An 11,986-nucleotide genomic window follows, 5' to 3' on the forward strand; every position below is an offset into this window, starting at 1 on the left:
GGCGGCCGCGCGCAGGCAGCAGCGGACCGCGGCGTTTCCTGGGAAATGCCGTGAGGCCGCCACTGACGGGCGTGCGAAGGCGCCGGAGCAATGTTGCCGGTGTCCGGATCGCGTCTATAGCGCGCCGGGTGCGGAAAACGGAAGGGAAGCGGGCTGTGGAACCGGGACCGGACGCCGATGCTCGCAGGACGCGGGCGGGGCCGGGGATTCCAGGCTGCGGGTTCCGTACGGACCGGGATGTCTATCCGGCCAGTCGGCTCGCAGTGAGTGACGGGTCAGATAGGCATGCCGGAGCCGCGCACAGGGCGCGTTCGAGGCTCTGGGTCTAAGGCGCTAGGCATGATTTCTCCGGGGGAAGGAAATGTTTGGGGGGTTCAGGCCATCGCGGCCTGCGCGCCGAAATGCACGTGGCGCACAGCGGGATTGGCGCTCAAACGGCGCGCTTGCGTCATCAATTCAGCCCGCAGTTCGGGCGGGCAATTGATCGTGATGCAAGCCGACGCGAGATCGGGATCCTGGCCTTGGTCGACCTGCACTTGGGCGACGTCCAGGCCAGCGGCGCTGAAGTCAAGGCAGATCTGCTTGCGCAGTGCGCCGAGCTCGCCGCGCGGACAGATCACCGTCAGCCGGGAAGTGCCGCGGCGGCGGCCCAGGGCGGTGGCGCGGTCCACGCCGGCACGGCGCAGGAACAAGTCGAAGAAACGCATAACGACCTCCATGACAAGAAGGCGGAGCGTGATCGCGAACACGTGCGCAGCCGGACAGCGCCCTGGCGGCGGACACGACGAACGTGCACGAACGCTGGCGCTGCGACTAGCGGCGGTTCTGGCGGTTTACGTTGGGGAGAGTCCCGGCAGGCCGAGAGCCTGCGCTACTGGCCGGGCTGAAGCCTGGCGCCTGGGATACACCGCAACCTGCTGAATGACAGGATGCGGCAGACGGAGTTCTGCGTGGATCCTGTCAGACAGCGACGTCGATGCAAGATCGACAACTTTCGCCGGAATCGGTATTCACGAAGACTGCTCCTGGGATGGAAAACAGCGAAAGTTTACGCGGGTTTGTACTGATGGACAAGGGTTGGGTGCATTTTTGACGCAGAAAAGCGCCAAGGCCGGACAGACGCGCGCGCCTGCCCGGCCTGCCCGTCTTTACCCGTAAAAGTGCCAGCCCAGGTAGCCCGCGAAAATCGCGTACAGCCCGCCCACCGCCGACAGCGCCGGCACGCTCATGGCAGACCGGCGGAAACGCAGCCACAGCAGTCCGATCGACAGCATCGTGAAAAAGCCCGCCGCGAGCAGCGGGGCGTCCAGCAGCCACGGCGTCATGAAGATGCCCAGCGCGCTGGGGATCGTGGCCTGGATCATCATGGCGCCCGAAATGTTGGCCAGCGCCAGGCGTTCCTTGCCCTGGCGCACCCAGATCAGCGCATTCATGATCTCCGGCAGCTCGGTGGCCACCGGGGCCAGCAGCAGCGCGGCCACGTGGGGCGAGGCGCCCATGGCGATGCCCAGCAGTTCGATCTGGTTCACGAACACGTGCGAGGCGCCGGCGATCACGACCAGCGCCATGACCGTCTGCGTGACGGCCCAGAACATGGAGGGGTCCTCGTCGCGCGGCCGCAGTTTCAGGGGTTCGAGGTCATCGCTGTCCAGGGATGCCTCGTCGTTGCTGAGCTCACGCTTGATGTAGAGCGCATAGGTGACCAGGAACACGAAGCCCAGCCAGGGCTTCCAGGCAAAGGCCAGCAGGCCCAGGCCCACCTTGAAGATGAAGATGCCCATGAACCAGGCCTGGTCGCGGGCCAGCCGGCGCTGGTCCGCGTTGATACAGTTCGCCTGCGTGGGCTTGCCGCGGCGGGCGCGCCACAGGGCCAGGCCGACGACCGCATAGGCCAGCGTGGCAAGCACCAGGGGACCGCCCATCGCGGCGCCGACGCCGATGTCTTTTTGTTCGGGGGTATCGCCGAAGACCACGGCCATGAAGGTGACCGCGCTTTCCGGCAGCGCGGTGCCGAAGGCGGCGAGCACGGTGCCGGTGGCGGTCGCGCCCAGTTGGAAGCGGTGACCGACCCATTCGACGCCATTGACGAAGAACTCGCACGCGACGTAGATCACTGCCGCGGACAGGAAGAACAGAAAAAGGGTGAGCAACATGGGAATGCGGCCGGACGAGCGGATACCATTGGCGCGACGCAGCGGCTCGCCCGGCCAAGGGTGAACGCTACGCGGCCAAAGGTCTCGCCTGGCTGATCCACGCGGCTGCAAGCCGGACGTGGGTGCCGTCAGCGCCATGGGGTTCTAGCGGCTGCTCCGCAGCACTGAACCACCAAGTCTGTTGACGCTGACTCCTTTGGGGACAAAGGATGGCTACTCCCCAATGACAGAGCGGCGATTGTAGCAGCGGCCGGCACGTTGTCCAGTCATCGCCGCACGGCCAACGCGGATACGCCACGGGGTGTTGCATTCGCGGGATGGCAGGTAAAGTAGCCCCATCTTCCGCCCTTGCCGGGGCTGCGCGCCCGGCCCGCCCGACATGAGCCTGCCTCCCGACGACCTCGCCCCTTTCGCCGCGCGGCGCCAGCGCCTGATGGATCGCATGCGCGCGGAAGGCGGCGGCATCGCCATCCTGGCAACCGCGACGGAAGCCATCCGCAACCGCGACGCGGAATTTCCTTACCGGCACGACAGCGATTTCTTCTACCTGACGGGATTTACCGAACCCGACGCCTGGGTGGTGCTGGTGGCGGGCGCGACAGACCGCGCCGTGCTGTTCTGCCGGCCGCGTCACGTGGAGCATGAATTGTGGGAGGGCAAGCGCTTTGGCCCCGAGGCCGCGGCCGCCCACTTCGGTTTCGACGACGCCCATCCCATCGACGCGCTGGACGAACTGGTGCCCGCGCTGATGCTGGACCATCCGACCCTGTACGCCCCGTTGGCCGGGGACAAGCGCACGGACGGGCGCTTGCACCGCTGGCTGGCGGCGGCGCGCGAGAAAAGCCGGGGCGGGCGCCTGCCGCCCAGCCGGCAGCAGGACGTGCGGCCGCTGCTGGCCGACATGCGGCTCATCAAGGACGCCTCGGAAATCGCCGCCATGCGGCGCGCGGCCAAGATTTCGGCCGGCGCCCACGCGCGCGCCATGCGCGTGGCGCGGCCCGGCATGCGCGAGTACGAGATCGAGGCCGAGCTGCTTTATGAATTCCGCCGCCACGGCGCCCAGTCCGTGGCGTACAACAGCATCGTCGCAGCCGGGGCCAACGCCTGTGTCCTGCACTACCCGGCGGGCGAGGCCGTGCTGCGCGACGGCGATCTGGTGCTGGTCGATGCGGGCTGCGAAGTGGACAGCTACGCCAGCGACATCACGCGCACCTTTCCGGCGAACGGCCGCTACAGCGGCCCGCAGCGCGCGCTTTATGACCTGACCGTCGCGGCGCAGGACGCTGCCGCCCAGGCCACCGCGCCCGGCCGCAGCTTCAACGATGCGCACGAGGCCGCCCTGCGCGTCCTGGCGCAGGGCATGCTGGATCTGAAACTGCTGAAGGGATCGCTGGACGGCGTGCTGGAATCGGGCGACTACAGCCGCTTCTACATGCACCGCACCGGCCACTGGCTGGGCCTGGACGTGCATGACGTCGGCGACTACCGCCAGCCCGGCGCGCCCGGCACCGATCGGCCGTGGCGCACGCTGCAAACCGGGATGATGCTGACCATCGAGCCGGGCATCTACGTGCGCCCCGCCGACGACGTGCCAGAGGCCTATTGGAACATCGGCATCCGCACGGAAGACGATGCGCTGGTCACGGACGAAGGATGTGAACTGATCACCCGCGGCGTGCCGGTGCAGGCCAGCGAGATCGAGGCGCTGATGCGCGAATGACGCGGCCGGCGGCCTACAGCACGTAGCCGTCCAGCCAGCCCATGGCCACCCAGACATAGACCACCACCATCGCGATGGCGAACATGGTGGCGATGGCGCCGACCAGGCACGCCAGAATGGCGACCAGCACCGGCCCCCAGCCTGTCGAAGACACCTTGCCCAGGCCCGGATTGCAGATCCTGTCGAACTTCTCGTCCGGCATCAGGGAATAGACCGCGCTTTCGATGAACCCGTCGATCATGGGAATGAACAGCAGGAAGAACGCGGGGTTGTCGTACCAGACCGGGTAAAAGCGCACGGCGCAGAACAGGCACACGGCGGCGAACATGGTCACCAGCCAGGCGTGGCGCCGGCCCAGATACCACCAGTGCGCGCCAAACGCGCCGAACAGGCAGGCCAGAAGTCCCACCGCGACCTTGCTGCGGGGGCGGCGCGCGGAGACGGCGGAAAGCGAAGAGGAAGCCTGAGCCTGCGTCATGTCAATCAACCGGAAAAGGGGCGTAGGCGCCAAGCGGCGGCGGCTGCCGCGATTGTAGTGGACGGTTAAAATCCGGGCATGACTTCCTCCGCCTTCGACATTGCGATTCTTGGCGCCGGCCCCGTGGGCCGCGTATTGGCCCTGATGCTGGCGCGCGTGGCGCCGGACCCGGCGCGCATCGCCCTGCTCGCGGGCAGCGCACCGGCACCCGTCACCCCGGCCGCGGCCGTGCCCGCCGCCGATCCGCGCGTGCTGGCCATGAACCACGGCAGCCGGGTGCTGCTGGAGTCGCTGCATGCCTGGCCCGAACGCTCGGCCGACATTCGCAACATCCACGTGTCGCAGCGCGGCCGGCTGGGCCGAACGCTCATCCAGAACACCGATTTTGGCGTGCCCCAGCTGGGCAGCGTGGTGGCCTATTCCGGCCTGTACGCCAAGCTGGACGAATGCGTGGCCGCTTGCGGCGTCTCCGTGCTGGCCGGCCCCCCGGCGCAGATCGGCATGCAGGACGCCGACGGCGTGCGCATCCAGCAGGGCGACACGGAAATCCTCTGCGGCGTCGCCGTGCAGTCCGACGGCGCCGGCGCCACGGATGTGCGGCGCGATTACGACCAGCACGCCGTGCTGACCACCGCCCACGCCACCCTGCCGCGGCGCGGCTGGGCCTGGGAGCGCTTCACCTCCGAAGGTCCGCTGGCGCTGCTGCCGCACCCGCAGACCCCGGATGCCTACTCCGTCGTCTGGTGCAGCGCGCCGGACCGCGCGGCCGAACTCGCGGCCCTGGACAACGTCGCTTTCTCGCATGCGCTGACGCAGGCTTTTGGCGACCGCCTGGGCCGCCTGACCAGCCATGCGCCGCGCCATGTCTTTCCGCTGGCGCTGTCCGCCCGGCGCGCCCAGGTGCACGGCCGGGTCGCGGCCATCGGCAACGCCGCACAGACCTTGCACCCGGTGGCGGGCCAGGGATTGAACCTCGGCTTGCGCGATGCGGCGCGCCTTGCCCAGACGCTGACCGGCTGGCTGGCCCGTCCCGGCGCCAATCCCGGACCGGCCCTGGCCGAGTTCGCCAGCGCGCGCCATCTGGATCGCTTCATCACGGCCGGACTTACCGATTTCATGCCGCGCATCTTCGCCACGGGGCTGGCGCCCGTGGAGCACGCCTGCGGCGCCGCCCTGCTGGGGATGGATCTGGCCTCCCCGTTGCGCGCCCCGCTCGCCCAGCACCTGCTCCAAGGATTCCGCGCGTAAATCCCCGTCGGATCCGGCCCCGTTCAGGGGCCGGCTTCCCCTCGTTCCCCCCATCTGTTACCAGGCCATCGCCCCTCCAAAAATGAGGGTTCGATCGAGCCGGTTAAAATGTGAGCATGCGCATAGGCCAGTGGACCCTTCCCAACAACGTTCTTGTCGCGCCCATGGCGGGCGTGACGGACCGTCCTTTCCGCCAGCTTTGCAAGAAGCTGGGGGCGGGTTACGCGGTGTCCGAGATGGCCGCCAGCAACCCCAAACTGTGGGATAGCGTCAAGACATCGCGCCGCCTGAACCACGACGGCGAGATCGCCCCGATTTCCGTGCAAATAGCGGGGGCGGATCCGGCCATGATGGCCGAGGCCGCGGCGTTCAACGCCAACAAGGGCGCCCGGATCATCGACATCAACATGGGCTGTCCGGTCAAGAAAGTGTGCAACGTGGCGTCCGGGTCGGCGCTGTTGCGCCACGAAGACCTGATCGTCCGCATCCTGGACGCCGTGGTGGCCGCCTGCGCGCCGCTTGGCGTGCCCGTCACCCTGAAGACCCGGACCGGCTGGGACCGCAGCAGCCGCAATGCGCTGCGCGTGGCCAAGCTGGCCGAAAACGCGGGCATCGCCGCCCTCACCCTGCACGGGCGCACGCGGGCCGACCTCTATACGGGCGAGGCGGAATATGACACCATCCGCGCCGTCAAGGCTGAAATCGGCATCCCCGTGATTGCGAACGGAGATATCGACTCGCCCGCCAAAGCCAGGCACGTCCTGGATTACACTGGCGCCGATGCGGTCATGATTGGCCGGGCGGCCCAGGGCCGCCCGTGGATCTTCCGCGAAATCGACCACTACCTGCGCACGGGCGAAACACTGGCCCCTCCCTCTTACGGGGAAATGCGCGAGCTGCTGCTCGAACATCTCGACGACCACTACCGTTTCTATGGCGAGCACACCGGCGTACGTACCGCGCGCAAGCACATAGGCTGGTATGTGGACGGCCTGCCGGGCGCGGATTCGTTTTGCGCCCGCATGAACCTGATCGACAACACCCGCGACCAATGGCGGGCGGTGGCGGACTGGTTCGACACCCTCTCAAGCGACGGCAGCTGTACCCCGGCGCCGGCCGCAGAAGCCCTGCTGGCGGCATGACCGCCTCAACACCAACATAAAAATATCTGTACTCAAATGAGCAAGAAAGATGTCCTGGAAGAATGCGTGCGCGCCAGCCTGGAGCGCTATTTCGAAGACTTGGGCGAGTCCGAGCCCCACGATATGTGGGACATGGTCATGCGCTGCGTGGAGCGCCCGGTGCTTGAAGTAGCGTTGGAGCGGTCGGGCGGCAACCAGTCCCGGGCTTCCGAGATGCTGGGCATCACCCGCAACACCCTGCGCAAGAAGTTGCTGGCGCACAATATCCAGGTATAGATTTCCCTCGCGCGGGCGGCGCACGCGTCGCGCCGCCGCCGCTTCCAGATTTCCCATCCGACCAGAACGAGAAAGGCGCTCCCGCCCCACTCCGTCCCATCATGAAAATCGAAACCGCCCTGCTTTCGGTGTCCGACAAGACCGGCATCGTTGAATTTGCCCGCGCCCTGGCCGCGCGCGGCGTGCGCCTGCTCTCGACCGGCGGCACCGCCAAGCTGCTCGCCGAATCCGGCCTGACCGTCACCGAAGTGGCCGCTCACACCGGTTCGCCCGAGATCCTGGACGGCCGCGTGAAGACGCTGCACCCCAAGATCCACGGCGGCCTGCTGGCCCGCCGCGACAGCGCCGAGCACATGGACACCATCAAGGCGGCTGGCATCGATCGCATCGACATGCTGGTGGTCAACCTGTATCCGTTCCGTGAAACCGTGGCCAAGCCCGATTGCACGTTTGCCGACGCCGTCGAGAACATCGACATTGGCGGGCCCGCCATGCTGCGCGCCGCCGCCAAGAACCACGGCACCGAAGCCGGCGGCGTCACGGTCGTGATCGACCCGGTCGACTATTCGCGCGTCCTGGCCGAAATGGACAAGGGCGGCGCCACCTCCTACGGCCTGCGCCTCGCCCTGGCCGCGAAGGTCTACGCCCACACGGCCGCCTACGACGGCGCCATCGCCGCCTACCTGACCAGCCTGACCGCGGCCGAGCCCGAGCAGGACGCCGTGCCCGCCCGTAACGAATGGCCCGGCACGCTGACCCTTCAGGTCAAGCAGGAGCAGGCGCTGCGCTACGGCGAGAACCCCCACCAGAGCGCCGCCTTCTACGTGGACGCCCAGCGTCCGGCCGGCCTGCTGGGCAACTACCGCCAGCTGCAGGGCAAGGAACTGTCCTACAACAACATCGCCGACGCCGACGCGGCGTGGGAATGCGCGCGCAGCTTCGAAGCGCCCGCCTGCGTCATCGTCAAGCATGCCAACCCCTGCGGCGTGGCCGTTGCAGCCGACACGCTGGGCGCGTACCAGCAAGCCTTCAAGACCGACCCGACGTCGGCCTTCGGCGGCATCATCGCCTTCAACCGTCCGGTCGACGCCGCGACGGCCGAGGCCGTGAGCGCGCAGTTCCTGGAAGTGCTGCTCGCCCCCGCCTACGACGGCGCCGCGCTGGCCATCCTGGCCGCCAAGAAGAACGTGCGCGTGCTGGAAGTGCCGATGGGCACCGGCCAGAACGCCTTCGACATCAAGCGCGTGGGCGGCGGCTGGCTGGTGCAGACGCCGGACGCCTACAACGTGCCGCGCGACGCCCTCAAGGTCGTCACCAAGCGCCAACCCACTGAGCAGGAAATGAACGACCTGTCGTTCGCCTGGAAGGTCGCCAAGTACGTCAAGTCCAACGCCATCGTGTTCGTGGGCGGCGGCATGACCCTGGGCGTGGGTGCGGGCCAGATGAGCCGCATCGACTCGGCGCGCATCGCGTCCATCAAGGCGGAAAACGCCGGCCTGACCCTGAAGGGCTCGGCCGTGGCATCCGACGCGTTCTTCCCGTTCCGTGACGGCCTGGACGTAGTGGTGGCGGCGGGCGCAACCTGCGTGATCCAGCCCGGCGGCAGCGTGCGCGACGACGAAGTCATCGCCGCCGCCGACGAACACGGCATCGCCATGGTGCTGACCGGCACCCGCCACTTCCGCCACTGATGCGCGTCCTCGGCATCGATCCCGGCCTGCGCCGCACCGGCTTCGGTGTGATCGATGCCGAAGGCTCGCGGCTGCGTTACGTGGCCAGCGGGACCATCGTGGTCCCGCCGGCGCTGACGCTGTCCGAACGCCTGAAGGTCATCCTGGACAACCTGCGTCAGGTGGCCCGCGACACGCAACCGGACGTGGCCGCGCTGGAAATCGTCTTTCTGAACACCAATCCCGCATCCACCCTGCTGCTGGGCCAGGCCCGCGGCGCGGCGCTTTGCGCGCTGGCCGACAGTTCGCTGGACGTGCACGAGTACACCGCGCTGCAGATCAAGAAGGCCGTGGTCGGCACCGGCCGCGCCGCGAAAGAGCAGGTGCAGATGATGGTGCAGCACCTGCTGGCGCTGGATGGCGTGCCGGCCCCCGACTCGGCCGACGCGCTGGCCTGCGCGATCTGCCACGCGCACGTGGGACCGCTGCAGGACAAGCTGGAACGCCTGGGCAGCGCGCTGCGGATGGGCGGCAAGACCCGCATCCGCAATGGCCGGCTGATCGGCTGAGCGCCCTCCCGTATAGAATCCCCGCATTCGCCGCGCGTTCCGCGGCCGCCACCATTGCAGGCCTCTCACCATGATCGGAAGAATCACCGGAACCCTGATCGAAAAACTGCCCCCCACGATCTGCGTGGATGTGGGCGGAATCGGGTATGACATCGACGTGCCCATGAGCACGCTGTATTCGCTGCCCGAGACGGGCGCGCGCGTCACGCTCTACACGCACCTGACCGTGCGTGAAGACGCGCATATCCTGTATGGATTTGCCTCGGCGAGCGAGCGCAGCGCGTTCCGTGAGCTCATCAAGGTCAGCGGCATCGGCGCGCGCACGGCGCTGTCCGTGCTGTCCGGCCTGTCGGTCGCGGACCTGGCGCAAGCCATCACGCTGCAGGAGTCCGGCCGCCTGACCCGCGTGCCCGGCATCGGCAAGAAAACCGCGGAACGGCTGCTGCTGGAGATGCGCGGCAAGCTGGGCGCGGACATCGGCGCAGCGGCGCACGTCACGCACGACAACCAGTCCGACATCCTGAATGCCCTGCTGGCGCTGGGTTACTCCGAGAAGGAATCGCTGTCGGCGCTGAAGACGCTGCCCGAAGGCGTAGGCGTGTCCGACGGCATCAAACAGGCGCTCAAGGCGCTGGTGCGCTAACTGGCGCTAAGCCGCCTTGCCGTGCTGCAGGTAGCGCGGCGCCACGGCCTCCAGGCCCGTGGGCACCACGTGCAACTCGGGGGCGATGGGCCCGCCGCAGACGTTGTCGCGGCGCAGGGAGTCCAGGTTGTCGCGCGACATCAATGGCGTGCCCGGCATGCATTCGAACAGCCGGGCTTGCATGCGCCCCACTCCCATCGGCATGCTGATGACGGGGCGCGGATGCCCGCTCCAGGCGGCGCACAGCCGCGCGATCTCGCCCAGCGTGTAGACCTGCGGCCCGCCCAGTTCGTAGGTCTTGCCGCAGGTGTGGGTGTCGGCCAGCGCGTTGACCATGGCGGTCACCACATCGCCCACATAGATGGGCTGCATGCGCGCATTGGCGCCCGCCAGCGGCAGCACCGGCAGCCAACGCGCCAGCGACGCGAACATATTGGTGAAGTTGTCGTCAGGTCCGAAAAGCACCGACGGGCGGAAGATGGTCCAGCCAATGTCGGGCCGGCCTTGGTAGGCCGCTTTGATGGCGGCCTCGCCGTCGCCCTTGGAACGCTGGTACATGCTGTCGCCGCTGGAGTCGGCGCCCAGCGCGCTGACGTGAAGCAAACGCCGCACGCCATGGCGCACACAAGCCTGCGCAATGCGCTGCGGCAGATGCACGTGGGCGCGCGCGAAATCGGACCCATACGGCCGGCCCACGTTGCCGTGGAGGATGCCCACCAGGTTCACGACGGCATCGCACCCTTGCACCATGCCATCGAGCGCGGCATCGTCGTGGATGTCAGCCTGAAGCAGCGTGACGGTGGGAAGTAATTGCAGGTCGCGTCCGCGGGCAAGAAGCCGCGTGGGCACGACGATCTGATGCGGGTCCGCGCAAAGCCGTGCTACCAAGTGGCGGCCGATGAAGCCCGTGCCGCCAATGACAAGGATACGCATGGCGTAGCCTCCGGTTCGTCAGGATCGAGGTTCGATTCTGCCCTGCAAGGTCGGCATGCGCAAGCGCGCGCGAGCGAGGCGCCGCGCGCGCCGCTTGATGCGCGTCAGCCTGCCAGCAGCTTTGCGTAGGCCGGAAGATCGACGTTGCCGCCGCTGATGATGACGCCAACCCGGGCCCCGCGCACCGGCACCACGTTCTGCATGACGGCCGCCGCCGCCAGGCAGCCCGTGGGTTCCACGACCATCTTCATGCGTTCGGCAAAGAACTTCATGGTCGTCACGAGCTGTTCATCCGTCACCGTGACGATGTCGCGCACGTACTTCTGGATGAGGGGGAAGGTGAGATTGCCCAGATGCGTGGTGGCGGCGCCGTCCGCCAAGGTCTTGGGCGCGGGGATCCGGACGATCTCACCCTTGCGCAAGGACTGCTGCCCGTCATTGCCGGCTTCGGGCTCCACGCCGTAGACCAGGCAGCGCGGGCTGAGCGCGAAGGCGGACAGGGCCGAGCCCGACAGCAGGCCGCCGCCGCCCAGGCACACGAAAAGATAATCGAGCTCGCCGACTTCCTCGAACAATTCCTTGGCGGCCGTGCCCTGCCCCGCGATCACGTCTTCGTGGTCGTACGGCGGGATCAGCGTGGCGCCGGTTTCGGCCTGGATGCGGCGGGCGATGGTCTCGCGGTCTTCGGTGTAGCGGTCGTACGTGACGATCTTGCCGCCGTAGCCTTCGGTGGCCGCGCGTTTGGCCGCGGGCGCGTCCAGCGGCATGATGATGGTGGCCTGGACCCCTTGCAGCCGGGAGGCCAGCGCGATGGCCTGCGCGTGATTGCCCGACGAGAATGTCACGACGCCCGCGGCCCGTTGCTCGGGCGTGAGGCGCGCGATCGCGTTGTAGCCGCCCCGGAACTTGAAGGCGCCCATGCGCTGGAAGTTCTCGCACTTGAAGAACAGCGACGCGCCGGCGATAGCATCGGCGGTGGCCGAGGTCAGGACGGGCGTGCGGTGTGCGTTGCCGGCCAGGCGCTCGCTGGCGCGCGCGACATCATCATAGGAGGGCAATTCGGGCTGCATGGAATAAGGTCCTTAGATCGCGAGGGGGAAACGAAACCCTCGGATCATAAACCCGCCGGCGCGATTTGCGCGCCGCCCGAAGGC

12 protein-coding genes and 1 riboswitch are annotated in these 11,986 nt (G+C 67.8%); of the genes, 7 read left to right on the top strand and 5 right to left on the bottom strand.

Features of this window, described 5'->3' with window-relative positions; translation table 11 throughout:
• Positions 1-374 precede the first annotated feature (374 nt).
• A complete protein-coding gene (locus FBY20_RS05995) occupies positions 375-707 on the bottom strand; it encodes a hypothetical protein (protein ID WP_062840354.1) in 333 nt (110 codons plus the stop codon).
• Positions 708-1,148: 441 nt separating this feature from the next.
• The gene (locus tag FBY20_RS06000; protein ID WP_056321193.1) at positions 1,149-2,153 is read right to left on the bottom strand and encodes a sodium:calcium antiporter; all 1,005 of its coding nucleotides are present in this window, start codon (positions 2,151-2,153) and stop codon (positions 1,149-1,151) included.
• Between the two features lie 43 nt (positions 2,154-2,196).
• Positions 2,197-2,387: riboswitch (yybP-ykoY riboswitch) on the bottom strand.
• A gap of 145 nt (positions 2,388-2,532) precedes the next feature.
• Between FBY20_RS06000 and FBY20_RS06005 the strand changes: the two genes are divergently transcribed.
• A complete protein-coding gene (locus FBY20_RS06005) occupies positions 2,533-3,873 on the top strand; it encodes an aminopeptidase P N-terminal domain-containing protein (RefSeq protein WP_056321192.1) in 1,341 nt (446 codons plus the stop codon).
• 13 nt (positions 3,874-3,886) lie between these two features.
• On the opposite strand, the gene FBY20_RS06010 is transcribed toward FBY20_RS06005, so the two are convergent.
• Complete coding sequence (locus tag FBY20_RS06010) at positions 3,887-4,351, bottom strand: NINE protein (protein ID WP_056321190.1); 465 nt, start codon at positions 4,349-4,351, stop codon at positions 3,887-3,889.
• A 78-nt stretch (positions 4,352-4,429) separates the two neighbouring features.
• Between FBY20_RS06010 and FBY20_RS06015 the strand changes: the two genes are divergently transcribed.
• The 6 genes from FBY20_RS06015 to ruvA all read left to right on the top strand — a co-directional run bounded on the left by FBY20_RS06015 (position 4,430) and on the right by ruvA (position 9,899).
• The gene (locus tag FBY20_RS06015; RefSeq protein WP_062840351.1) at positions 4,430-5,599 is read left to right on the top strand and encodes a UbiH/UbiF/VisC/COQ6 family ubiquinone biosynthesis hydroxylase; all 1,170 of its coding nucleotides are present in this window, start codon (positions 4,430-4,432) and stop codon (positions 5,597-5,599) included.
• Positions 5,600-5,715: 116 nt separating this feature from the next.
• Positions 5,716-6,741, top strand: a complete 1,026-nt coding sequence (gene dusB / locus FBY20_RS06020; RefSeq protein WP_056321185.1) for a tRNA dihydrouridine synthase DusB — start codon at positions 5,716-5,718, stop codon at positions 6,739-6,741.
• 36 nt (positions 6,742-6,777) lie between these two features.
• Positions 6,778-7,017: a helix-turn-helix domain-containing protein gene (locus FBY20_RS06025; protein ID WP_006217670.1), complete on the top strand. Its 240-nt coding sequence runs from the start codon at positions 6,778-6,780 to the stop codon at positions 7,015-7,017.
• Between the two features lie 101 nt (positions 7,018-7,118).
• Entirely contained in the window at positions 7,119-8,708 is a 1,590-nt protein-coding gene (gene purH / locus FBY20_RS06030) for a bifunctional phosphoribosylaminoimidazolecarboxamide formyltransferase/IMP cyclohydrolase (protein WP_056321182.1), read from the top strand.
• Positions 8,708-9,256 carry a crossover junction endodeoxyribonuclease RuvC gene (gene ruvC, locus FBY20_RS06035; protein WP_142050713.1) on the top strand — a complete coding sequence of 183 codons (549 nt, stop codon included), beginning with the start codon at positions 8,708-8,710 and terminating at the stop codon, positions 9,254-9,256. The genes purH and ruvC overlap by 1 nt, the downstream gene beginning before the upstream one ends.
• A 70-nt stretch (positions 9,257-9,326) precedes the next feature.
• Positions 9,327-9,899: a Holliday junction branch migration protein RuvA gene (gene ruvA / locus FBY20_RS06040; protein ID WP_142050716.1), complete on the top strand. Its 573-nt coding sequence runs from the start codon at positions 9,327-9,329 to the stop codon at positions 9,897-9,899.
• A 6-nt stretch (positions 9,900-9,905) separates the two neighbouring features.
• Here ruvA and FBY20_RS06045 read toward each other — a convergent pair whose 3' ends face one another.
• On the bottom strand, positions 9,906-10,832 hold the full coding sequence (locus FBY20_RS06045) for a complex I NDUFA9 subunit family protein (RefSeq protein ID WP_142050719.1): 927 nt from the start codon (positions 10,830-10,832) through the stop codon (positions 9,906-9,908).
• A gap of 104 nt (positions 10,833-10,936) precedes the next feature.
• Complete coding sequence (locus FBY20_RS06050; protein ID WP_056321169.1) at positions 10,937-11,902, bottom strand: threo-3-hydroxy-L-aspartate ammonia-lyase; 966 nt, start codon at positions 11,900-11,902, stop codon at positions 10,937-10,939.
• Positions 11,903-11,986: the final 84 nt, after the last annotated feature.

It is taken from the genome of Achromobacter sp. SLBN-14, assembly GCF_006715415.1.
Taxonomy (GTDB): domain Bacteria; phylum Pseudomonadota; class Gammaproteobacteria; order Burkholderiales; family Burkholderiaceae_B; genus Achromobacter; species Achromobacter mucicolens.

Coding starts and splice junctions, on each gene's coding strand:
- FBY20_RS05995 (WP_062840354.1), bottom strand. CDS start 707: ATGCGTTTCTTCGACTTGTTCCTGCGCCGTGCCGGCGTGGACCGCGCC.
- FBY20_RS06000 (WP_056321193.1), bottom strand. CDS start 2,153: ATGTTGCTCACCCTTTTTCTGTTCTTCCTGTCCGCGGCAGTGATCTAC.
- FBY20_RS06005 (WP_056321192.1), top strand. CDS start 2,533: ATGAGCCTGCCTCCCGACGACCTCGCCCCTTTCGCCGCGCGGCGCCAG.
- FBY20_RS06010 (WP_056321190.1), bottom strand. CDS start 4,351: ATGACGCAGGCTCAGGCTTCCTCTTCGCTTTCCGCCGTCTCCGCGCGC.
- FBY20_RS06015 (WP_062840351.1), top strand. CDS start 4,430: ATGACTTCCTCCGCCTTCGACATTGCGATTCTTGGCGCCGGCCCCGTG.
- dusB (WP_056321185.1), top strand. CDS start 5,716: ATGCGCATAGGCCAGTGGACCCTTCCCAACAACGTTCTTGTCGCGCCC.
- FBY20_RS06025 (WP_006217670.1), top strand. CDS start 6,778: ATGAGCAAGAAAGATGTCCTGGAAGAATGCGTGCGCGCCAGCCTGGAG.
- purH (WP_056321182.1), top strand. CDS start 7,119: ATGAAAATCGAAACCGCCCTGCTTTCGGTGTCCGACAAGACCGGCATC.
- ruvC (WP_142050713.1), top strand. CDS start 8,708: ATGCGCGTCCTCGGCATCGATCCCGGCCTGCGCCGCACCGGCTTCGGT.
- ruvA (WP_142050716.1), top strand. CDS start 9,327: ATGATCGGAAGAATCACCGGAACCCTGATCGAAAAACTGCCCCCCACG.
- FBY20_RS06045 (WP_142050719.1), bottom strand. CDS start 10,832: ATGCGTATCCTTGTCATTGGCGGCACGGGCTTCATCGGCCGCCACTTG.
- FBY20_RS06050 (WP_056321169.1), bottom strand. CDS start 11,902: ATGCAGCCCGAATTGCCCTCCTATGATGATGTCGCGCGCGCCAGCGAG.